This window comes from Methyloversatilis sp. (assembly GCF_051861465.1).
Classification (GTDB): domain Bacteria; phylum Pseudomonadota; class Gammaproteobacteria; order Burkholderiales; family Rhodocyclaceae; genus Methyloversatilis.
The window spans coordinates 212,930-235,136 of the sequence record NZ_JBHYCQ010000001.1 but is presented as its reverse complement, the minus strand read 5'-3'; the positions used below and the strand labels follow the sequence as shown (position 1 = coordinate 235,136).

At 63.5% G+C, this 22,207-nt stretch carries 16 protein-coding genes; 5 read left to right on the top strand and 11 right to left on the bottom strand.

The features are described 5' to 3' along the window. Nucleotides 1–7 precede the first annotated feature (7 nt). A complete protein-coding gene (locus ACTIFF_RS01040; RefSeq protein ID WP_439535147.1) occupies nt 8–2,950 on the top strand; it encodes a valine--tRNA ligase in 2,943 nt (980 codons plus the stop codon). 386 nt (nt 2,951–3,336) lie between these two features. On the opposite strand, the gene ACTIFF_RS01035 is transcribed toward ACTIFF_RS01040, so the two are convergent. Both ACTIFF_RS01035 and ACTIFF_RS01030 read right to left on the bottom strand, forming a co-directional pair. Next, a complete protein-coding gene (locus tag ACTIFF_RS01035; RefSeq protein ID WP_069039466.1) occupies nt 3,337–3,564 on the bottom strand; it encodes a sulfurtransferase TusA family protein in 228 nt (75 codons plus the stop codon). Nucleotides 3,565–3,633: 69 nt separating this feature from the next. Continuing rightward, a complete protein-coding gene (locus ACTIFF_RS01030; protein WP_439535146.1) occupies nt 3,634–5,085 on the bottom strand; it encodes a M48 family metalloprotease in 1,452 nt (483 codons plus the stop codon). 190 nt (nt 5,086–5,275) lie between these two features. On the opposite strand from ACTIFF_RS01030, the gene ACTIFF_RS01025 reads away from it, so the two are divergent. The 4 genes from ACTIFF_RS01025 (at nt 5,276) to ACTIFF_RS01010 (ending at nt 8,392) form a co-directional block, all read left to right on the top strand. Further along, on the top strand, nt 5,276–5,746 hold the full coding sequence (locus ACTIFF_RS01025) for a response regulator (RefSeq protein WP_069039464.1): 471 nt from the start codon (nt 5,276–5,278) through the stop codon (nt 5,744–5,746). Between the two features lie 11 nt (nt 5,747–5,757). Next, nucleotides 5,758–6,273 carry a cyclic pyranopterin monophosphate synthase MoaC gene (gene moaC, locus ACTIFF_RS01020; RefSeq protein WP_439535145.1) on the top strand — a complete coding sequence of 172 codons (516 nt, stop codon included), beginning with the start codon at nt 5,758–5,760 and terminating at the stop codon, nt 6,271–6,273. Nucleotides 6,274–6,367: 94 nt separating this feature from the next. Beyond that, nucleotides 6,368–7,855 (top strand): CYTH and CHAD domain-containing protein, encoded by a 1,488-nt coding sequence (locus ACTIFF_RS01015; RefSeq protein WP_439535144.1) that lies wholly within the window; start codon nt 6,368–6,370, stop codon nt 7,853–7,855. A 78-nt stretch (nt 7,856–7,933) separates the two neighbouring features. Continuing rightward, entirely contained in the window at nt 7,934–8,392 is a 459-nt protein-coding gene (locus ACTIFF_RS01010) for a SixA phosphatase family protein (protein ID WP_439535143.1), read from the top strand. Nucleotides 8,393–8,398: 6 nt separating this feature from the next. On the opposite strand, the gene ACTIFF_RS01005 is transcribed toward ACTIFF_RS01010, so the two are convergent. The 9 genes from ACTIFF_RS01005 to ACTIFF_RS00965 form a co-directional block, all read right to left on the bottom strand. Beyond that, nucleotides 8,399–9,847 carry an O-antigen ligase family protein gene (locus tag ACTIFF_RS01005; RefSeq protein WP_439535142.1) on the bottom strand — a complete coding sequence of 483 codons (1,449 nt, stop codon included), beginning with the start codon at nt 9,845–9,847 and terminating at the stop codon, nt 8,399–8,401. A gap of 79 nt (nt 9,848–9,926) precedes the next feature. Continuing rightward, the gene (locus ACTIFF_RS01000; RefSeq protein WP_439535141.1) at nt 9,927–10,388 is read right to left on the bottom strand and encodes a pilin; all 462 of its coding nucleotides are present in this window, start codon (nt 10,386–10,388) and stop codon (nt 9,927–9,929) included. Nucleotides 10,389–10,582: 194 nt separating this feature from the next. Continuing rightward, nucleotides 10,583–12,214 (bottom strand): HD domain-containing phosphohydrolase, encoded by a 1,632-nt coding sequence (locus ACTIFF_RS00995; RefSeq protein WP_439535140.1) that lies wholly within the window; start codon nt 12,212–12,214, stop codon nt 10,583–10,585. A gap of 28 nt (nt 12,215–12,242) precedes the next feature. Further along, nucleotides 12,243–14,618: an ATPase, T2SS/T4P/T4SS family gene (locus ACTIFF_RS00990; protein ID WP_439535139.1), complete on the bottom strand. Its 2,376-nt coding sequence runs from the start codon at nt 14,616–14,618 to the stop codon at nt 12,243–12,245. A 69-nt stretch (nt 14,619–14,687) separates the two neighbouring features. Continuing rightward, the gene (locus tag ACTIFF_RS00985; protein ID WP_439535138.1) at nt 14,688–15,455 is read right to left on the bottom strand and encodes an MBL fold metallo-hydrolase; all 768 of its coding nucleotides are present in this window, start codon (nt 15,453–15,455) and stop codon (nt 14,688–14,690) included. A gap of 21 nt (nt 15,456–15,476) precedes the next feature. Then, the gene (locus ACTIFF_RS00980; protein WP_439535137.1) at nt 15,477–17,714 is read right to left on the bottom strand and encodes a CHASE2 domain-containing protein; all 2,238 of its coding nucleotides are present in this window, start codon (nt 17,712–17,714) and stop codon (nt 15,477–15,479) included. A 117-nt stretch (nt 17,715–17,831) separates the two neighbouring features. Beyond that, entirely contained in the window at nt 17,832–18,623 is a 792-nt protein-coding gene (locus ACTIFF_RS00975; protein WP_439535136.1) for an FHA domain-containing protein, read from the bottom strand. Between the two features lie 12 nt (nt 18,624–18,635). Continuing rightward, on the bottom strand, nt 18,636–19,409 hold the full coding sequence (locus tag ACTIFF_RS00970; RefSeq protein ID WP_439535360.1) for a Stp1/IreP family PP2C-type Ser/Thr phosphatase: 774 nt from the start codon (nt 19,407–19,409) through the stop codon (nt 18,636–18,638). Nucleotides 19,410–19,522: 113 nt separating this feature from the next. After that, on the bottom strand, nt 19,523–22,129 hold the full coding sequence (locus ACTIFF_RS00965; protein WP_439535135.1) for a CHASE2 domain-containing serine/threonine-protein kinase: 2,607 nt from the start codon (nt 22,127–22,129) through the stop codon (nt 19,523–19,525). Nucleotides 22,130–22,207: the final 78 nt, after the last annotated feature.

Genomic DNA, 22,207 nt, shown 5'->3' with positions numbered 1-22,207 from the left:
ACCCGTCATGACGCTGGCCAAGAGCTTCGAACCGGCCGACATCGAGCGCCGCTGGTACCCCGAGTGGGAATCGCGCGGCTACTTCGCTGCCGGTCTGGACACAGACACCCCGAACAAGCCCAACTTCTGCATCCTGCTGCCGCCGCCCAACGTCACCGGCACGCTGCACATGGGCCACGGCTTCAACCAGACGCTGATGGACGCGCTGACGCGCTACCATCGCATGTGCGGCGACAACACGCTGTGGCAGCCGGGCACCGACCACGCGGGCATCGCGACCCAGATCGTGGTCGAGCGCCAGCTCGACGCCCAGGGCATTTCGCGCCACGACCTCGGCCGCGAAGCATTCGTGAAGAAGGTGTGGGAGTGGAAGGAATATTCCGGCTCGACCATCACGCGCCAGATGCGCCGGCTGGGCACCTCGCCCGACTGGACGCGCGAACGCTTCACGATGGACGAAGGTCTGTCGAAGATCGTCACCGAAACCTTCGTGCGCCTGCATGCAGAAGGGTTGATCTACCGCGGCAAGCGCCTCGTGAACTGGGACCCGGTGCTGGGCACGGCGGTATCCGACCTCGAAGTGGTGCAGGAAGAGGAAGCCGGTTCGCTGTGGCACATCCGCTATCCGCTGGCCGATGGTTCGGGCCATCTGACCGTCGCCACGACCCGCCCCGAAACCATGCTGGGCGACGTTGCCGTCATGGTGCATCCGGAAGACGAGCGCTACGCCGCGCTGATCGGCAAGGCCGTGAAGCTGCCGCTGACCGACCGGGAAATCCCGGTCATCGCCGACGACTACGTCGACCGCGAATTCGGTACCGGCGTGGTCAAGGTGACACCGGCGCACGACTTCAACGACTACGCGGTCGGCCAGCGCCATGGTCTGCCGATGATTTCCATCCTCACGCTGGATGCGAAGATCAACGAGCACGCGCCCGCGAAGTATCAGGGCATGGACCGCTTCGCAGCGCGCAAGGCCATCGTGGCCGATCTCGAAGCGGTCGGTCTGCTGGACAAGACCGACAAGCACACGCTGAAGGTGCCGCGCGGTGACCGCACCAACGCGGTGATCGAGCCCATGCTGACCGACCAGTGGTTCGTCGCGATGAGCAAGCCGGGCGCCGACGGCAAGAGCATCACGCAGAAGGCGCTCGACGTGGTGGCCAGCGGCGAAATCCGCTTCCACCCGGAAAACTGGGTGAACACCTACAACCAGTGGCTGAACAACATCCAGGACTGGTGCATTTCGCGTCAGCTGTGGTGGGGCCACCAGATCCCGGCCTGGTACGACGACGGCGGAAACGTGTTCGTCGCGCACTCGGAAGCCGAGGCCTACCAGAAGTATTTCGAACATCTCGCGCAGTCGAATCCGGACCTGAAGCGCCTCGCCGTCGCCACCGCGATGGCGCGCGAAATGTCCGGCGACACATTGCCCGAGGTCGGCCGCAACTACGCGATCAAGGAAAACCTGCCGCTGCTGAAGCGCGACGAGGACGTGCTCGACACCTGGTACTCGTCGGCGCTGTGGCCGTTCTCGACGCTGGACTGGACACCGGACTGGGAGCCGGGCAACCCGGACAAGAGCAATCCGGCGCTCGACCTCTACCTGCCCTCGTCGGTGCTGGTCACCGGCTTCGACATCATCTTCTTCTGGGTGGCGCGCATGGTCATGATGACCACGCACATCACCGGCAGGATTCCGTTCCGCGACGTCTATGTACACGGCCTGATCCGCGACGCCGAAGGCCAGAAGATGTCGAAGTCCAAGGGCAATGTGCTGGATCCGATCGACCTGATCGACGGCATCGCGCTCGACGACCTGGTGAAGAAGCGCACCACCGGCCTGATGAATCCGAAGCAGGCGGAACAGATCGAAAAGCGCACGCGCAAGGAATTTCCTGACGGCATTCCCGCCTTCGGCACCGACGCGCTGCGCTTCACCTTCGCCTCGCTGGCCAGCCCGGGGCGCGACATCAAGTTCGACATGCAGCGCTGCGAGGGCTACCGCAACTTCTGCAACAAGCTGTGGAACGCCACCCGCTTCGTGCTGATGAACTGCGAAGGGCAGGACTGCGGCCTGGCACCGTGCAACGAAGCCTGCGGACCTGAAGGCCCGCTGCACTTCCAGGCGCCCGACCTGTGGATCGTCAGCGAGCTGCAGCGCGTCGAAGCCGAAGTCGAGAAGCAATTCGGCGACTACCGCTTCGACCTGGTGGCGCAGGCCATCTACCGCTTCGTGTGGGACGAGTACTGCGACTGGTATCTCGAACTGGCCAAGGTGCAGATCCAGAACGGCACGCCTGCGCAGCAGCGCGCCACGCGCCGCACCCTGCTGCGCGTGCTCGAAACCGTGCTGCGCCTTGCCCACCCGCTGATTCCGTTCATCACCGAAGAGCTGTGGCAGACGGTCGCGCCGCTGGCGGCACGCAAGGACGCTGATTCGATTCAGATCGTGCGCTATCCGCAGGCCGTGCCGAGCCGGATCGACGCGACGGCCGACGCCTGGGTGACGGAACTGAAGTCGATGGTCGACGCCTGCCGCAGTCTGCGCGGCGAAATGGGGGTGTCACCGGCGCAGAAAGTCCCGCTTCTTGCGGCCGGCAACGTCGACGCGATCACCGGCTACGCGCCTTATCTCGCGGCCCTGGCCAGGCTGAGCGAAGTGCAGGCGGTCGGCGATGAACTGCCGGCCTCGCCGGCGCCGGTACAGGTGGTCGGCGATTTCCGCCTGCTGCTGAAGATCGAGATCGACGTGGCCGCCGAGCGCGAGCGCATCGGCAAGGAAATCGCGCGCGTCAGCGGCGAGATCACCAAGTGCGAAGCCAAGCTGGGCAACGAGAGCTTCGTCGGCCGCGCGCCGGCCAATGTGGTCGAACAGGAGCGCAAGCGCATGACCGACTTCGGCGATCTGCTGGGCAAGCTGAAGGAACAGCTCGGCCGGCTGGCCTGAGAGGCGGCGTCAGGGCGCACGGTGCATGCCGTGGCCCTGGCCGCCTCGCAGCAGTAGGCGCGTGCCCGCAGGCGATCCGATCTGCGGGCCTGCGATGTCACGCGATTTTCATTCGCATCGCGGACAGGGTCCGCTCCTACGAAAAACGTCACCGGTCATGAAGCCGTCGAGATTTTCGTAGGAGCCTGCCCCGCAGGCGATGCCCATCTCCGAAATGGCGGCACTGCTTGATCAACACGCCCATCGCGGACGGGGTCCGCTCCCACGAAAAACGGCGCCAGTTGTAAGGCCGTCGCGGTTTTCGCAGGAGCCGTTGCACCGTCGGTCCTGCATGGCCAGCCGGCTTCGCTGGCGATCCGTTCGTCGGCCTTGCGATGCCGCGTGCCTTACTTGCGGCGCAGCAGGAAGGCGAATTCCTTGTTTGCGTCGCTGCTTTCGAGCAGCGTGTTGCCGGTCTGGCGTGCAAAGGCTTCGAAGTCGCGCACTGCACCGGGGTCGGTCGCGACCACGCGCAATACCTGGCCGCTGCTCATTTCGGACAGCGCCTTCTTCGTGCGCAGGATGGGCAGCGGACAGTTCAGGCCGCGCGCATCGAGTTCCTTGTCGAATTCCATGTCTGCTCCGGTCGCTCGGGTCGCGATGAAAGGGAGCGCGAGTTTACACCTCTCGACCCGGGCCGGTGTTCACAGCCCGTCGCGCTTGAGTTCGGCCAGTTTTTCGCGCAGTTCGCGCAACCGCGCGTCGACCACCGACTGTTGGTAGAAGTCGCCATCAGCGGCGCGTTGAGCGATTTCAAGCTGTTCGATCGCCGCCTGATACTGGCCGTTGAGCGCGTAGGCTTCGGCCTGAGCGCGATGCTGCGCCAGTCGCTGGTCGAGCAATGCGTGGCTGCGTGCCTGATATCGATACAGGCGCGGGTCCTGCGTATAGGCCGATACCTCGTCATTGATCAATGCGAGCGCCTCGGCGGCTCGCCGGTCGGCAAGCAGCGCCTCGATCAGGCCATAGGTGAGCGCGCGCGAACGCGAACGCTTCAAGCCGTCGCGAAAGCGCTCGATGGCGCCCTTGGCATCACCCGATTCGAGCAGGATCAGGCCGGCAAGATTGTCGAGCATCGGTGATTCGAAGCGCTCGGCACGCAACCCATCCACCTCTTGCTGTGCGCGGGCGAAATCGCGCTGGCGCAATGCGGCATGCGCCAGACCGAAGCGCGTGGCGAGCCGGATGCTGCCCTGCACGTCGCGCAAGCGGTTGTCGAATTCGGCCAGCGCCTCCCTTGCATCGCCTTCGTAGGCGCGCAGCTTGGCGCGCACCAGCAGAAAATCGAGGCTGTCCGGCACCTGCCTGTAGGCCGTTTCCTCGATGCGGGCGCTGGCGTCGGTGATGCGTTCGACCGTCAGCGGGTGGGTGCGCAGGTAGGCCGGCGAATTGCTCTCGTAGAAGCGCGCCGAACGCTGCATGCGCTCGAAGAAGGCCGCCATGGCGCGCGTGTCGAACCCCGCGCTGTCGAGCATCTGCAGTCCGATGCGGTCGGCTTCGCGCTCGAAATCGCGCGTGAAGGCAAGTTGCGACGCGACGGTCGCCGCCTGGCCCGCGATCATGGCGCCCTGTGCAACCTGCGAATTGCCGCGCGCCGCCAGCACGGCGATGACGAGCGACGCCAGCGCAATGATGGTCGACTGGCCGCGATTGGAGAACTGGCGCGCGATGTGACGCTGCGTCACGTGCGAGATTTCGTGCGCGATGACGGACGCCAGTTCGGATTCGCTCTGCGCGGTGACGATCAGTCCGCTGTGCACGCCGATGAAGCCGCCCGGCCAGGCGAAGGCGTTCAGGCTCGGATCGCGCAGCGCGAACAGTTCGAAGTCCTGGGTCGATCCGGGCAGCTTCTCGGTGAGCCGGTCGGCGAGGTGATTGAGGTAACCGTTGATTTCCGGGTCATCGATGTACGCGCGCTCGCGCACCCGCATGTCGCGCCACAACGCAAGTCCGATGCGGTTCTCCAGCGCGGGCGAAAGGTCAGCCTGGGCCGAATCGCCCAGATCGGGCAACGGTTGCGCGGGTACGGACAAGGGCAGCAGAAGGACAGCGACGACAGCGGTGCGCAGGCTGCGGCGGGTGAAGAAGTGACTCATGGCGATGCTATGATAACGAAGCGAAGTGAACGATCGTTCGGTTCCGGTACCCCGGCCTGTACCGTCGCTCCGCAGCCCGGACGGCTCGCTGCACAACCGGCAGCGGGTCAGGCACCTGCAGGGCGTCGCCTGCCCTGTGACGCAGGCGTCGCCAGACAGCCATCCTCACCCATTCACGCCTACGCACGCGATGTCATCGATTCCGGTTGGTTCGCACGCCCTGCTGCTGATTGAAGACGTGCCCGAGGATGTGAAACTCATCACCACGGCACTGCGCACCATCGTGCCGGCCGACCAGATCAAGGTCGTACCGTCGGGCGAGGAAGCGCTCGACTACCTGTTCGGTCGCGGCAACTACGCCGGACGCGATACCCGTTACCAACCCGCGCTGATCATGCTCGACCTGACGCTGCCGCGCATCAACGGTATGGAAGTGCTGCGTCTGGTGCGCGCCGACCCGCAAACGCATGTGTTGCCGGTGGTCGTCGTGTCCGCCTCCTCGCAGCAGCGAGACATCCGCACCGCGGCCCAGCTTGGCGCCAACAGTTTCGTCCGCAAGTCGCTCGACTTCGTGAGCTTTTCCGAAACGCTGACCCTACTGGCCCGCTACTGGCTCGAATTGAACATCCAGCCGCCGCATCCGTCGGCGATGGCGCGCTGAGGGCGCACACGATGAGAGCCGACGATCCCGCCCAGGTGCCCCCGCAGTTGACCCCGCAGTTGACCCATTTCGACGCCGAAGGCCAGGCCCACATGGTCGATGTCGGCGACAAGGCGCACACCGCGCGTGTGGCGCGTGCCGCCGGGTCGATCACCATGCTGCCGGCCACATTCGAACGGGTGCGCGATGGCACCGCGAAAAAGGGCGACGTACTGGGCGTGGCGCGCATCGCCGGCATCCAGGCGTCGAAGCGCACGTCCGACCTGATTCCGCTGTGCCATCCGATCGCACTGACCAAGGTCAGCGTGGATTTCACGCTCGATGCAGCCGGCAGCACGGTGCATTGCGAAGTCACCGCGCGCACCACCGGCCAGACCGGCGTCGAGATGGAAGCGCTCACCGCGGTCAGCGTGACCCTGCTGACCATCTACGACATGTGCAAGGCGGTGGACCGCGGTATGCAGATCGGTGACATCCGCCTGCTCGAGAAGGCCGGCGGCAAATCGGGGCACTGGCAGGCGGACTGAATCGGGCCGCGCCGCCGCAAGGTGACGAAGCGGGGCCGTTTCGTTCTACCATCGGCGCCTTACGGGCAGTGACGCCCGATGCGACAGGACAGTCATGGGCCGGGAAACGGAACTCAAGCTGGCGCTCGCCGAACACGGATGGCGTGCCTTCTCGCGACACCCCCTGCTTCGTCAGGCGGTCACCGCGCCGCAGACGCACACCTTGCGCAACCTCTATTTCGACACACCGGATTTCCGGCTGCGCGAGCAGCGCGCGGCGCTGCGGTTGCGCCGCGTCGGCAGGCGATGGCTGCAGACGGTGAAATGCGCCAGTGCTGCCAGCGCCGGCCTGTCTTCCCGGCCGGAGTGGGAACAACCCTTTACTGGCCTGTTCGATTTTTCGCAGGTCGATGACGCTGCGCTGCGCCGCCTGCTTGAAGGGCTGCGTGACCGCGGCTTGCTGACGCAGGTGTTCGAGACGAATTTCGAGCGGCGCGAGTGGCGATTCTCTGCGGGTGACGGCGAACTGCTGTTGATGGCCGACCGCGGCATGATCGAAGCAGCCGGGCGGCGCGACAGCATTTCGGAGCTGGAACTTGAACTGGCTGGCGCACCGATCGAAACGCTGCTCGACCTTGCCGACACCCTGGTGCGCAGCCTGCCTCTGCGTGCCGAATCTCGCAGCAAGGCGCAGCGCGGATACGCACTGATCGAAGACAAGCCGTGTCAACCGGTGCGTGCCACGCGTTCGCCGGTCGATCCGCATGGCGGCGCGCGGGACGCCTTCCGCGCGGTCGCGCTGGACTGCATCCAGCACTACCAAGCCAACGAAGTCGGTGCGCTGCAGTCCGACGCGCCGGAATTCGTCCACCAGATGCGGGTGGCACTGCGCCGGCTGCGCAGTGCGCTGCGCCTGTTCACGCCGGCACTGCCTGAAGGCATGGCGGCCGATCTCGCCTTGCCGCTGCGCGCGCTCGCCGGTGATCTGGGCGAGTTGCGCGATCGCGACGTGCTGCAGTCCGAACTGCTCGCACCGGTGCTTGCGCATGACGCTGCAGAAAATCTGCACGCGCTCGATTCGGCGCTGCATGCCACCCGGCAGCAGGTGCGCGACCGCGTGCAGAAGGCGCTGCAGGACGGCCGGCAGGCCCGATTGATGATGGCGCTGCTGCGTGCGCTGCACGATCTGCCGCCGGATGACGAAGGCAATCTGCGCACGCTGGCGCACAAGCGCATGGCCCGCGCCCATGCGCGCATGGTCGATGGCTGCCGGCACGCGGCCGATGGCGATATCGGGGCGCTGCATGCGCTGCGCATCGACATCAAGCGGCTGCGCTACGCCATCGAATTCTTCGCGCCGCTGCTCGGCCCGCGCAAGACCAAACGGGCGATCGGCGCACTGATGCAGGCGCAGGAAGATCTCGGCTTCCTGAACGACCTGAGCCAGGCCGGCCCGCGCCTGCTCGCCGCCGCCGGCGACGACCCTGACCTCGTGGCGGCCGTCGCGTTGATCGCACGTCATCACCTGCCGCGCTACCGCAAGATTGTCAGCGATGCCCCGAAACTGCTTAAACGCCTGTCGCGCATGCCTTTGCCACGCTGACATCGCCGCGCATTCATTCCACTGTCACGCCCGGCGCCCACACTGCCGCGCGCCCTGAAAACGATGGAGGAGACAGACATGGAATTGATACTGTGGCGCCACGCGGAGGCCGTCGACACCCTGCCCGACGCGACGCGCCGCCTGTCCGGCCGCGGCGAGCGCCAAGCCGCACAGATGGCTGCATGGCTCAAGCCCCGGCTGCCGAAACAGACCCGCATTCTGGCCAGCCCGGCCACCCGCTGCCAGCAGACCGTGCAGGCGCTCGGCGTCGACTTCGAAACGTCCCGCCTGTTGTCGACCGACAACTCGGTCGCCGACCTGATCGCCGCCTCCGAGTGGCCGACCGGCGGCGGCGCGGCGCTCATCGTCGGCCATCAACCCACGCTCGGCCAGCTCGCCGCCCTGCTGCTGTCCGGTCAGGAAGCGGACTGGACCGTGAAGAAAGGCGCGGTGTGGTGGTTCAGCAACCGGGTGCGGGACGGGGAAACGCAGACGGTGTTGCGGGCTTGCCTGGGCAGCGATCTGATAGAGCCCTGACCCCCGCTAGGGCGGCGGGAATATCACGCCCTGCAACCAGAACCGGGGCTGAAAGTGCCCAACGCCAGTGAGGTCGAGGGTTTCCGTCTCCCACGGTTCCAGATTGGATAACTCGGGCCAGATGGCCCACCACAGGATGAGCATCATGACCAGCGGTGCGAAACGAAGCACTTTCCACTGGTTTTCCTGAATGGCGGTGAGTCTGACGGGCGGTGACTCATCGAGCGACACCAGCCAGGCCACCAGCACGACGAACAGCAACTGGCTGTGCGGCGCACACAACAGTCCGTCCAGCTGTGCTTCGATCAATCCGCCGACGATGCACATCCACAGAACAAGCCGGGTTTGTACACTGGCAGGGGACGCATCGATCCGACATCGCTGAAACTGCTTCCAAAGGGTGCAGACGGTTGCAGCAATCACGAGCAGTGTGAATGGCACCCCCCACTCATAGGCCAGTTGCAACACGATGTTGTGCGTCGTACTTGCAACGCCATTGTTCGTCGCCGAGAACATCATTGGCCCGGCGCCCAGCCAGGGGCGCTCGACGATGCCCTGCCAGGCCGCCCGCCACAGCACATCGCGATTCGAAAGACTCGCGCCTTCACGCAGACGATCCAGCGCGTCTGACACCTCTACACCCGTCATCCAGAGCGGCATCTTTACAAACAGCAATTGTTGAAGCAGATATCCCGCCGCAATCACTAGAACGCCATGGAGCGCGATACGTCGCGATACCGGACTGCAAAGTGCAGTCAACGCGAGCATCACTGCTGCGGCAAGCCAGGTCGCTCGCGTACCGGAGAAGAAGGCGAGCGACCACCACACTGCGGCAAGCGAAAACAGAAGGAAGATCAGAAACTTGGCCAAAGTCGGTGGAACATTCTTGAGCAGCCTTGGGCGCAGTAACAGCAGCGGCCACGACAAGGTCACCCATGCACCGAACAGACGCGGATTCACGAAACCGTCGAAGAACGCGAATGGATCCGGGAGCAGGCCATTGCTCACCGACAGCACCAGCCACAAGATCGATATCGCGGCATACCAGGCGATCGATAGCTGCGCGGCGAGCAGCAGCGCATCGCCGAGTTCAAGGGTTCGGATCAGCCCTGACCACCAGACTGCGGTAATGATCAGCAATGCAAGCGTCAGCGATTCGATGATCACTGGACGACCATGTACGCCGTGTGCGAGCAGCACTGCAAGCAGCACGACACTGATGCAGACCAGCGCACGGAACAACTGGCGTGCGACAGATGATGTCAGGAAAGGAAGGATGGCGACCGACAGGGTGATGCAGGCAAGTTGCATCAGGCGCTGATGGTCGTACCACGACTGCGGATACTCCGGCTTGGTCAATACGAACACATGAAAGCCGGCGAACAGGCACACAAGTACCTGCACGATGAGGCGAACGTTCGCGCAGAGAATGCGGGGAGAGCTGACTGCTGTCACATTCGTGTCCGAAAAGGTGACTTGACGTGTGAACAAAAAAAGGGGCTCGCAGAGCCCCTTTCTTTCGCTACACGATCAATTATGGCGAGCCGGCGGCAGCTGCCGGGTAGGCCTTGATGATGGCCTGCTGAGCTGCCGTGTTGGTCAGCGTATTGGCGCTCGTCCAGGTGATGTTCGCCGAACCTGTGGCGAGCGACGGCGTGATGGTGAAAGTGAGGCCATCCACACCTGTGCCGATACCCGTCGCAAACGTCACGGCGATGACACCGTCGGTCGTCGTGGCGCTCGCAATTTCCTTGGTTGCTACCGTTGTCGGAATATTGTTCGTACCGCCATCGCACGTTGTGAGAACGCCACCGGCTTCCTGAGCGCATACACCTACGGCCGTCTTCACCGAATTGATGGACGTCAGCGCTGCTGCAACCTTCGCACGAACGGTGTAGTCCTGATACTGCGGAATCGCGATCGCGGCCAGAATACCGATGATGGCCACCACGATCATCAGTTCGATCAGCGTAAAGCCTTGTTGAACATTCTTCATATCACTCTCCTGAGTTTGAACGGGACGGGCGCCTGTGCGCTCAGGGTGATATCGAGCAAGGCGGGTGCCAGCTTTAGCGATTTTTTACAAACGATTGATTTACAGTATTTTTTATTTCCGCTTGTGCTGACACAGTCCGAAACAGATGCCTGCGTGCTGACGCGCACAGGCAGCATGTGACGGAAATTGTCAGTTCAGGGCTGGAAGCCGGGGATGGCAGACAGGTCGACGTCGTCGATCTGTTCCGGGTCGAGGAAGGTTTCGGCGTACTTGAGATAGACCTTGCGGCGCACGAACACGTCGAACAGGTCGGGGTCGATGTGGCCGTTCAGACGGAACTTGCCGAGGATGTGCAGGGCTTCCGACAGCCGCATCGGGCGCTTGTACGGCCTATCCTTCGCGGTCAGCGCCTCGAAGATGTCGGCGATGCCCATCACGCGCGCCTGCACGCTCATCTGGTCGCGCGCCAACCCGCGCGGATAGCCTTTGCCGTCCATGCGCTCATGGTGACCGCCGGCGTACTCCGGCACATTGGTCAGGTGGCGCGGCCAGGGCAGCGCTTCGAGCATGCGTATCGTCGATACGATGTGGTAATTGATGATTTCCCGCTCGGCGCCGGTCAGCGTGCCGGCGCGTATGGTCAGGTTGTCGACCTCTTCCTCGCTCAGGCAGGACCGTTCCGTGCCCTGTGAATCGGTCCAGCGCCAGCGGTGGGCGATCGCATGGACCCGCTCGACGTCGGCGTCGCTCATGCGTTCGGAACCGATGTTGGCGTGATGCAGGAAGGCGCGGTCTTCGTCGATGTCGCGCAGCCGGTCGGCACCGTGGCGCTCGATCTGGGCCAGCACGGCGGGTGAGGCATTGAGGCCGGCAGCGAAGCGGCTGTTGAGGGTGGCCAGTTCGATGTCGCGCCGGATCAGCTCGAAGCGGGTGTCGATCAGTTCGATGCGGTCGAAAATGGTCTGCAGCTTGGTGGCCTTGTCGACCACGTGCACCGGCGTCGTGACCTTGCCGCAGTCGTGCAGCAGACCGGCGATCTTCAGCTCATAGCGGTCGGCTTCGGTCATCGTGAAGCCGGCGAGCGGGCCCTCCTGCGTGTCATTCACGGCTTCGGCCAGCATCATCGTGAGCGTCGGCACGCGCTGGCAGTGTCCACCGGTGTACGGCGACTTTTCGTCGATCGCGTTGTTGATCAGCGTGATGAAGGATTCGAACAGCGCTTCGAGCTGGCTCACCAGCTGGCGGTTGGTCAGCGCGATGGCGGCCTGCGAGGCGAGGGATTCGGCCAGCTGGCGATCCGAGCCGGAAAAGATGCCGACGGCGCCGGTGACCGGATGCACGGCGTTGATCAGCTGCAGCACGCCGATCACCGCGCCCTCGTGGTTCATCATCGGCACGGTCAGGAAGCTGGTCGAGCGGTAGCCCGTGCGTGCGTCGAAGGCGCGCGTGCCGGAAAAGTCGAAACCTTCGGCGCGGTAGGCATCGGCAATGTTGACCGTCTGCCCTTTCAGCGCGCTGTAGGCCGCCACCATGGACAGGTTGGGCGAGCCGTCGTCGAGGTGCAGCGGCAGCGGCGGAAAGGCGATCGGCTTGCCGGTGCTGCCGCCCATCGCGATCCCCAGCGAGTCGGTGCGCAGGATTTCGAAGCGCAGGTGCTCGCCCGCTTCGTCGATGCGGTACAGCGTACCGCCGTCGGCATGGGTGATGGTTTTGGCCGCCAGCAGGATCTTTTCGAGCAGCGCATCGATGTTGCGCTCGTTCGACAGCGCGCTGCCGATCTCGTTGAGCTGTTCCAGGCGCCGCAGCAGATCGTCGAGCGTATCCATGGCGTGCGTTCCGGTCAGCGCCCGCGGCCTACTTGATGCAGACCGCGCGAACCTGCTTCATGTCCGTCGCGCCCGACAGCACCTTTTCCATGCCGTCCATCTTCAATGTGCGCATGCCTTCCTGCAGCGCAGTCGCCAGCATGGTGGCCACGCGCTCACGCTCCTGGATGTTCTTCTTGATCGCGTCGGTGCCGATCATCAGTTCGTGCAGGCCGAGCCGCCCGCGGTAGCCGGTTTCACCGCACTCCGGGCAACCCTTTGCACGATAGAGCGTGAAGCGGCCCTTGTCGTCGGCGTAGGCCTTTTTCCACTCATTGAAAATGCGCGTCTTCGCACCTTCGGCATCGACCACGAAATCGGGCGTGTTGCGCATCTCCTCGCAGTACTCCTGCAGGAAATGCTTCATTTCGTCGTCGCTCGGATGCCAGGCTTCCTTGCACACCGGACAGAGCCGCTTGGCGAGACGCTGGGCCAGCACGCCGAGCAATGCGTCGGCGAAGTTGAACGGGTCCATGCCCATGTCGAGCAGGCGCACGATGGATTCCGGCGCGCTGTTGGTGTGCAGCGTCGAGAAGACCAGGTGGCCGGTGAGCGAAGCTTCGATGCCGATCGCCACCGTTTCCTTGTCGCGCATTTCACCGACCATGATCACGTCCGGGTCGGCCCGCAGAAAGGCGCGCATGATGGCCGGAAAATCCAGCCCCGCCTTTTTGTTGATCTGTACCTGACGCAAGCCTTTCTGCGTGATTTCGACCGGATCCTCGGCGGTCCAGATCTTGGTTTCAGGCGTGTTGATGTAGCCGAGGATGGAATGCAGCGTGGTGGTCTTGCCGGAGCCGGTCGGGCCGCAGACGAAAAACAGGCCGTAGGGTTTGCTGACCGCCTCCTTCAGCCGGCCGAGGTTGACCGGCAGCACGCCCAGCTTGTCCATCGGAATCGGCTCGCCGGCTGCCAGGATACGCATCACGACATCTTCGACGCCGCCGGCCGAAGGGATGGTCGCGACCCGCAGTTCGATGTCGAGCGGACCGAACTTGCGGAACTTGATCTTGCCGTCCTGCGGCTTGCGACGCTCGGAAATGTCGAGGTCGCACATGATCTTGAGACGGGTGACCAGCGCGCTCCGATAGCTGGCGGGCACTTCGATGTACGGGTGCAGCGTGCCGTCCTTGCGGAAGCGCACCTGCGTCTTGTCCTTGCCCGGACGCGGTTCGATGTGGATGTCGGATGCGCCCTGCTGGTAGGCATCGATGATGATCTTGTTCACCAGCCGCACCAGTTCATTGTCGGCGGCTGCGCTGACGTCGTCATTGCCGGCGTCCTGCGCGGATTCATCCTCGCCCAGCATGTCCGACAGCAGATCGCCGACGCTGGTTTCGTCCATCGTCGAGCCGTAGAACTGGTCGAGCGTCTGCACGAATTCCTTCGTCGTGGTGACGCGGAACAGCAGCTTGGACTTCGGGAAGATGTTGTTGACGACGCGCGCGCCCTTGACCTTCTCCGGGTCGAGCGCCATCACGACGATGCCGTCCTTGCCTTCTTCCACCGGCACCCACTGCTGTTCCTCGAGATACTCGCGCTTGAGGTTCTTGATCAGGTCGAAGGGCTTGATGCGTTCCGGCCGGAAATGCTCGTAAGCGACGCCGAAGAACTTGGACAGCGAGGCGCCGATCGCCTGTTGCTTGACCTGGAAGTCGCGCGCCAGCACGTCCTCGACGTCGACGCCCTTGCGTCTTGCCGCACGCGACGCCAGATCGAATTCCTGCGGCGACATGACGCCGTCGACCACCAGGTAGTCGTACTTCGACTTCACGACGTGGGTGCTGCGGTTGCGCTGCTGGAAAGCGACGGCCAGCGTGTGCGCCATGCTCAGCAAGCCCTCTTCCGCAAGCGCCGAGAAAGGCTGGCCGGACTTGTTGTTGATCAGCTGGACAACCCCGAGCAGATCCTTCTTCTCCGGATCGAGAATGGGCGCGACCAGCATCTGCTTGGTACGGTAGCCGGTCTTCTTGTCGACACCATCGAGGAAACGCAGGCTGGGCGAATGCGACTTCAGTTCCTCTTCGTCGTACACATCGCGCAGATTCAGCAGGTGACGGCTCATGCCGACGAAACCGGCGACGGACTGTTCGGTCAGCGGCAACCGGAGGTCCTTGAACGAATTGAGGCCGGTCTTGACCTTGGACACGATGGTGGACTTGTCGTCGCCCAGCACGTAGATGGTCAGACGATCGGCGTTGAACAGCGCAGAAATCTCCTGCGACAGCTCAAGCATGATTTCGTCGATGTTCGTGGTGGCGTGAATCTTCGTCGTGACGCCCTGAAGATTCTTGAAGAAGGCCAGCCGGCTCGATACATCGCTCATGGCGCCCAGATCACTCGCCGGCGGCATCACTGCACTCATTCGATCACCTCGTTTCCGCAGGCCGGCGCACCCTGGTCGGGGACGCCGCGCAGATGTGCTGAAAGCCGGTCAGAAGTCGAAAACATGATTGTTGCGCAACATGCGGGGTTGGAGTGCGCCCAATGTTTCGGCGATCTCTCGCATGGTCATGATCATCTGGCTCGGTTTCAGATGCGTGATGTAGATTTCGGCAGGATGTTCGAGTTTCTGGAGCTCGCTTGCCAGCATGTCGGGGCACAGATGGCGCGACATCACCGCCAGCTGGCGGTCACGGTCCGGAAAGGCGGTTTCGATGATGAGATAGCGCAGGTCGGGCAGTGCGTTGACCGCCGACCAGAATTCGTCGCATACCGTGGTATCGCCGGAAAACGCCAGCGTGCCACCGGCCGAACGCACGGCGTAGCCGACGGCCGGAACCGTGTGTTGCGCGGGCAGCACGCGGATGGCGCGGCCCGCCAGTTCGATCTCGTCGCCGACGCGCAGTTCGCGAAAGCGCATGAACGGCTTCTCGGCGGACGGAATTTCAGTGAAATCGGGCCAGATCGACCAGTTGAAGATGTGGCGACGCAGGACTTCCAGCGTCGGGCCGGTTGTCCATACGGTCAGCGGTGTGTCGCGCAACTCACCTACGGTGTCGACCATCAGCGGCAGACAGGCGATGTGATCGAGATGGCTGTGCGTGACGAACACATGATCAATGCGCGAAAGCTCGGCGATTGAAAGGTCACCCACGCCGGTACCGGCGTCGATCAGGATGTCGTTGTCCACGAGCAGCGAGGTGGTGCGCAGATTCGCACCACCGATACCGCCACTGCAACCGAGCACCCGTATCCTCATCAGTTCCTGATCCAGAAAACACTACTTCGTTTCAAAGGTCCGCACGCCGTCCCAGTCCTTGCCGGGCGGGTGGCGGCGGTAGTCGGCGATCTGTTCGGCGTACAGCCTGTACAGCCCGCAATCGGGCGCGATGCGCTGCAGGTTGAACAACGTCAGTTCAGCCTGATCCCACTCCTGACCGCGGAACTGTCGCAATGCGAGATTCCACAACTTCAGTTCCTCGACCCGACTGCGATCGAACTCGCTTTCGAAGGCGAGCGGTTCGAAAATCGAGACCGGCTCGTCCTTGCCCTTCACCCGGACCCGGTCGATTTCGCGAAAGACGACATCCTTGACCGCACGTCGCGTCGCCTCGCCAACCAGTACGCCAACGCCGTACTGCTTGGTCAGCCCCTCCAGACGGGACGCCAGATTCACCGCATCGCCCATCACAGTATAGGCTTTGCGTACCGGTGACCCCATGTCGCCGACCGTCATCGGGCCGGTGTTCAAACCCACACCTATCTTCAGTTCCGGCCAGCCGCGCGCCATCAGCGAACGATTCAGATCAGCCAGCGCCGCGTGCATGCGCAGCGCAGCCGCCACAGCGTGCCGGGCATGTTCGGGGTCATCCACCGGCGCACCCCAGAACGCCATGATGGCGTCGCCGATGTACTTGTCGAGCGTCCCACGCTGATCCTGAATCACCGCCGTCATTGCGCCCAGGTAATCGTTCATGAGCTGCGTCAATTGTTTCGGTTCGAGGCCTTCCGAAATGCTGGTAAAGCCACGGATGTCCGAAAAAAGCACGGTCAGCTCGACATTGCGCCCCTCCATGCTGTAGTGCTCGGGGTTGCGGCTCATTTCCTCGACCAGTTCGGGCGGCACGTACTGCCCGAACATGCGGGTGAACTGACGCTTCGACCGTGACTCGAAGAAATAGCCGTACGACATATTAAGCGCATACAGCCCGACGACGAGCAGCACCGATGCCGCCAGCGGCAGAACGAAGTCGGCAAACTGCCAGAAGGCGAAATTCATGCCGACCAGCGCGAGCAGCGCACCACCGGCAAGCAGCGTCGCGTACTGAGGCGACAGGCGCGGCAGCGACCAGATCAGCAGGCCGCCGATCACGAGCAGCACAACCACGTCGAACCCGGTGACGTACTGCGGACGATGCTTGATGCTGCCGTCCAGCATGCCGGCGATCAGGTTGGCGTGAATTTCCACACCAGGATAGGTACTGCCGACCGGCGTGGCACGCAGATCAAGCAGCCCGGGTGCGGTGGTGCCCAGCAAGGCAATCCGCCCCTTCAATGCATCGACCGGCGTGCGGCCGGCGAGTACGTCCGCCAGAGAGTGGTACGCGAAACTGCCTTGCGGGCCGCGATAGGGGATCAGCGCGGCAACGTTCTCGTCGACCGGCACACGCAAGGTGCCCTTGCCGGTCGTCATTTCCAGCCATTCGAGTCCGGCGTAGTCCCGGCTGGCCGAAGAGAAAAAGCCGCTTTCGGCGTATCCCGGTGCCAGCTTCGGACTGCCGAGCAGCGTGCGGACAATGGCGAGCGACAGCGATTCGTAGTAGGCGCCCTGGTGCTCGACCAGCATGGGCACGCGCCGGTTCAGACCGTCGAAATCGGGCAGCGGATTGAAATGGCCGGCACCGAGCGCCTCCTGCTGGAAGCGCGGAAGATTGGCACCGAAGCTGTTGAAGGTCGCAAACGCGATGTTTCGGCCACGAAAGGTGCCGGCCGGCAAGACCGGCTCCGGCAGCGCACCGCTGTTCAGGCCGTCTTCGCGGTTGCCGAAGTAGTAGCCCAGCAGGACAGGCCGGTTCTTGAGAGAGGCCGCGAACCGCTGGTCGTAGTCGAGCTGCGGCCTCAGCGTGTCGAGCGATGCACGGAAATCGGCGTTGTCGGCGAGCGCGCCTTGCGCCAGGCCTTCCAGCGCCGGCAGCCCCGAACTGGTGTCCGGCTCGGCAAAAACAACGTCGACGCCGAGCAGGCTGACGCCGTAGCGGTCGAACAGCAAGTCCATCAGCACCGCCAGCCGTTCCCGCCCCCATGGCCAGCGCCCGACTTCGGTCAGCGATTTCTCGTCGATGTCTAGAATGACCACCCGGTCATCGATGCCGCCCGGCATCGTCAGCGACAGCTTGGTGTCGTAGGCGATGTGATCAAGGTTGCCCAGCACCGGAATCTGGTACACGCGAGCGGCGTGGCCGAGCAGGATCAGCAGGAACAGCAGGCCGATGCCGTAGCGCAGCGCGTTCTGGTTCATTGCAGACGTCCGGGAACGCACCCCGACCCGGGCCGCGCCTCATCCGGCACAAGCCCTGGGGGGCGGCGGACGGCAGGCGCCGGACGCGGCAGCATGACAGGCTCGGATCGGGCGTCGTCAGCGCTTGATGAAGAACTCCATCTTCACACCGGCAATTTCGATCACGTCGTGATCCTCGAGCGGGTGCGCCTGGGCATCGAGCTGGCGACCATTGACGACCGGCATGTTCGCGCCTTCGACATGGGTGATGAAATACCCCTGCGGACGGCGTGTGATGACGGCAACCTGCAGTCCCGGTTTGCCAAGCGTGGTCAGCGTCTTCGTCAATTCAAGTTCGCGCCCGGCGTTGGCGCCGTTGAGAATCTGGATCGCACCGACCTGATTGACGCTCGCGGCCGGCGGCGGCGGCGGAGGTGCCAGCGGAGGCGGCGGCGGCGGCAGGCCGGAGCCGCCGAGCGACGAACCGGCCGGCATCGACTGACCCGGACGGAAACCGGTCTGCGTATCGGTCTGGGCACGCACCGGTGCGGGCGCAGGCGGTGCATCGGCCGGCGCCTTGCGCATCATGTCCGGACGCAACACCATGGTTTTCTCGAAATCCGGCGACTGCGCGACAGTCGGCGTTTCGTTGATGTACTTGAGCCGGTACTTGCCGAGCTCGACCACGTCGTTGTTCTGCAGGAAGTGCTTCTTGATCGGCTGCCCGTTCACATAGGTGCCGTTCGTGCTGTTCATGTCCTCAAGGAAGGAATCGTTGAGGATGGTGACGATGACCGCATGCTCTCCGCTGATCGCAAGATTGTCGATCTGGATGTCGTTGTGCGGTTTGCGCCCAATGGTGGTGCGCTCCTTCGCGAGCGGCAACTCCTTGAGGACCAGTCCATCCATGCTGAGTATCAGTTTTGCCATTTTCCAGTCCCTTTACTTCAACCATGCAAGCAGGCGCGCAAGCCAGCCGCGTTCGGTGGCAGGAAAGGCCTGCAGCACCCTGACCAGTATCACCGACACATTGTCGCGTCCGCCATTGTCGTTCGCCATCTGTACCAGCTGTTCGGCCGCCAGATCGAGGTTGGCGGACAAGGCCTGAAGCGTCAGCGCGATATCGTCGTTCTCGACCATGTCGTTCAGTCCGTCGGAACAGAACAGGTAAACGTCTCCGGGAACCACGTCGTAGGTGTGTATTTCGGGCTCGACTTCCGGGTCTACGCCCAGCGCGCGCGTCACGAGGTTCTTGTTCTGGGAACGACGCGCGTCTTCTTCCGTAATCATGCCGCTGTCGATTTGCTCCTGCAACAGCGAGTGATCACGCGTGACGCACTCGAAGGCGCCGTCGCGCAGGCGGTACATGCGCGAATCGCCGATATGCGCGACGGATATGTGATTGTCGCGGAAAACGGCCATGACCAGGGTCGTGCCCATGCCCGAATACTGCGGCTGGCTCTCGGCCGCCTGATAGATCGCGTTGTTGGCGCGGCCGATGACCGATTCCAGCAGGTGTGACACGCCGTGTTTCGCTTCCTGCAGGCCCTGCGCAAGCTCCGAACCGATGACTGCGGTCGCCATGCCGCTTGCCACCTCACCGGCGTTGTAGCCGCCCATGCCGTCGGCCAGTATCGCGAGGCCGACACCGGGCTGCGTGAACACCGCGTCTTCATTGTGGGTGCGCACCATGCCGGAATGGGTGCGACTGACCATCTGCAGCGCCTGACCGAGATCCCGGGTCATGTCAGTACCGCCCGCACAAGCAGATACACGGACACATCCCCTCCGGGGACAGCAGGTGGTGTGGGCATGCGGACTGTGTCATGTCAGATATCGAAATCAACTTGGGTGATGGATTGTGTCAGGTTGCCGGCGCAGGTACGCAGGTCGGCCGCCATGTCTCCACCCGACTGATAGCGCGCATCGACGTCCTTGGCGAGCGCACGGTCGATGATGGCGGACAGGCAATCCGGAACGTCAGGACGGATGTCACGGATGTCCGGATGTGCTTCGTTCGCAATGCGAAACATCAACTGCGCCATGGAATCGCCTTCGAAAGGCAGCTTGCCGCACACCATCTGGAACAGCATGACACCGAGCGAGAACAGGTCGGAGCGGCCATCGATCTTCTTGCCCGCCAGCTGCTCGGGCGACATGTAGGACGGCGTACCGAGCACCATGCCGGTCTTGGTGCGTGACGAATCGGTGATGCGCGCGATGCCGAAGTCGGTCACCTTGACCTGATCGGACTCGGCTTCGTACATGATGTTGGCGGGCTTCACGTCGCGATGCACGACCTGGTTGCCGTGCGCGTAGGCAAGCGCCTCGGCCACGCGCGCCACGACGTCCATCACCTTCGGCAGCGGCAGCAGCTGACCCGGCTTGGTCTGCGGCACCAGGTCACGTCCCTTCAGGAACTCCATCGCGATGTAGGCGAGATCGTGCTCTTCACCGGCGTCGAAGATGGTGACGATGTTCGGGTGGTTCAGGCGCCCGGCGGTTTCGGCTTCGCGGAAGAAGCGTTCCTTCACATCGGCCAGCTCTTCCTCGTCGAACTCCTGCGAAAGTGCCATCGTCTTGATGGCGACGACACGGTTGATCTTCGGATCGCGCCCGAGATAGACGACGCCCATGGCGCCCTTGCCCAGTTCCTTCTCGACCTGGTAGCGCCCGAGCATGGGCTTCTCGACCGTGCCGTCCTCGAGGATGCTGGTATTCGTACGGCCACCGCTGCCACCGCCGAGCATGACGGTTTCAGACATCGCCTTGGCGCGCTTCACCCGTGTTTCCAGATCGCGGAACTTCGGGTTGAATTCGGCCATATGGCGGAACACGCTCTCGGCCTTGTTGAACTGGCGCTTGCGCTCGAAGTCGAGCGCCAGGTTGTAGAGGTTTTCCATCACGGCGTCGGACAGCGGGACCTGACGGAACTTGTCCCATGCCATGTCGAGCTGTCCCTGGCCCTGGAAGGCCAGTGCCAGCATGCGGTTCGACTCGGCCGACTGTTCATCGGACTTCACCTTGCCGCGCTCGGTCACCAGGAAGCGCTTGGTGGTCAGCAGCAAATGGCCGACCAGCAGCAACGCAGCCGGCAGCATGAGCTGCAGCCAGACGAGCTGGCTGGTCATCAGCACGAAGTGGGTCGCCAGCAGTGCAATGAAGATGGCAGCCGTGACACCGGCACCCAGACCGGCCTTCAAGCGCGGCAGCAGCACGATCAGGTAGAGCGCCACCAGCAGGAACACGCCGAACTCGGCCGCCACCGACCACGGTGGCGACACGAAGAAGTGTTCCTGCAGGATGCTGGACAGGCCGTGCGCCATCACCTCGACAGACGACATCGCGGGCGACACCGGGGTGGCGTAGAAATTGCCGATGCCCGGCGCGGTCTGGCCGATCAGCACGATGCGGTCGCGGTACTTGTCGAGCGGAATCTTGCCGCTCATGACGTCGAAGAAGGAATCGACCGGAAACGCCGGCTTGCCACCTTCGCCGCGGTAGTAAAAGCTGTACATGCCCAGACTCGGGTCGGTGGCCACGTTGAGACGGGCCAGCGACACCGACTCGCCCAACGTGACCTGGATGTCCGCGACGCCGAGATTCAGGCTTTTTGCCGCAATCAGCAGCGGCAGCGACGGGTAGAACTGGTCGAAATGGGTCATCACCAGCGGATGCAGGCGCAGGCCGCCGTCGCGATCAATCGACGGATTCAGGTGGCCCACCGCTGCAGCCACCGTACCCAGCTGTTCGATGACGCCGGCCGACACATCCAGCGTCAACGGCGGCAGCGGCTCTGAACCAGTCACGTTGGTCAGCGCGGTGGCGCGTACGAATTCGGGCAGCGGCTTGTCGGGGCGGCCCTGCGGTTCGCCATCGAGGAACAGCATCGGCAGCGCGACATTGCCCGCCCTCTTCATGCTGTCGGCGAGTTGCCGGTCGGTGTTCAGCGCCGCTTCGGCTTCGCGCAGGGTGGCACTGAAGGCGTCCAGCGGATTGACGGCCTGCACGGGCGGATCAACAGCCACCTCACCTTCGACAACGGGTTCGGCAGCCACCGCGATCTCGATCTGGTCACGCGCCTGCTGCTCCAGTGCAAGCAACCTGTTTACATAGACGAGACCCGGATCGAGCTGCGGCTCGGCGAAAAAGATCGTCGTACCGACCACCTTGGCCTGTGCCTGCGCCAGCTTGTCGATCATGCGGGCATGCACGTCACGCGGCCACGGCCAGCGGCCGATGTTGTCGATGCTCTGCTGATCGATCGCGATGATGGCAATGCGAGGACTGGGGGTACGGTCGGTCGCTGCGACACCGATGTCGTAGGCCTTGCGTTCGAGGCTCTGGATCAGATCGGACTGGGTGGAGAAAAGGAACAGCAGGCTGATGATGACGCCCAGGAACCAATCCGTCTTCCATACAGCGGCTTTGGCCACGCTCACCCCCGAAAAATTGTGGCTTCCTGACTGCTGGAGGCCGGTGACCTGCTCGTTGTTGTGTGACCTACCTGATTT

Bases quoted from the DNA above. Each gene is read 5' to 3' on its own strand.
- ACTIFF_RS01015 (WP_439535144.1), top strand. From the start codon at position 6,368: ATGGGCCGGGAAACGGAACTCAAGCTGGCGCTCGCCGAACACGGATGG.
- ACTIFF_RS00995 (WP_439535140.1), bottom strand. From the start codon at position 12,214: ATGGATACGCTCGACGATCTGCTGCGGCGCCTGGAACAGCTCAACGAG.
- ACTIFF_RS00980 (WP_439535137.1), bottom strand. From the start codon at position 17,714: ATGAACCAGAACGCGCTGCGCTACGGCATCGGCCTGCTGTTCCTGCTG.
- ACTIFF_RS00975 (WP_439535136.1), bottom strand. From the start codon at position 18,623: ATGGCAAAACTGATACTCAGCATGGATGGACTGGTCCTCAAGGAGTTG.
- ACTIFF_RS00990 (WP_439535139.1), bottom strand. From the start codon at position 14,618: ATGAGTGCAGTGATGCCGCCGGCGAGTGATCTGGGCGCCATGAGCGAT.
- ACTIFF_RS01040 (WP_439535147.1), top strand. From the start codon at position 8: ATGACGCTGGCCAAGAGCTTCGAACCGGCCGACATCGAGCGCCGCTGG.
- ACTIFF_RS00985 (WP_439535138.1), bottom strand. From the start codon at position 15,455: ATGAGGATACGGGTGCTCGGTTGCAGTGGCGGTATCGGTGGTGCGAAT.
- ACTIFF_RS01025 (WP_069039464.1), top strand. From the start codon at position 5,276: ATGTCATCGATTCCGGTTGGTTCGCACGCCCTGCTGCTGATTGAAGAC.
- ACTIFF_RS00970 (WP_439535360.1), bottom strand. From the start codon at position 19,409: ATGGTCAGTCGCACCCATTCCGGCATGGTGCGCACCCACAATGAAGAC.
- moaC (WP_439535145.1), top strand. From the start codon at position 5,758: ATGAGAGCCGACGATCCCGCCCAGGTGCCCCCGCAGTTGACCCCGCAG.
- ACTIFF_RS01010 (WP_439535143.1), top strand. From the start codon at position 7,934: ATGGAATTGATACTGTGGCGCCACGCGGAGGCCGTCGACACCCTGCCC.
- ACTIFF_RS01000 (WP_439535141.1), bottom strand. From the start codon at position 10,388: ATGAAGAATGTTCAACAAGGCTTTACGCTGATCGAACTGATGATCGTG.
- ACTIFF_RS01030 (WP_439535146.1), bottom strand. From the start codon at position 5,085: ATGAGTCACTTCTTCACCCGCCGCAGCCTGCGCACCGCTGTCGTCGCT.
- ACTIFF_RS01035 (WP_069039466.1), bottom strand. From the start codon at position 3,564: ATGGAATTCGACAAGGAACTCGATGCGCGCGGCCTGAACTGTCCGCTG.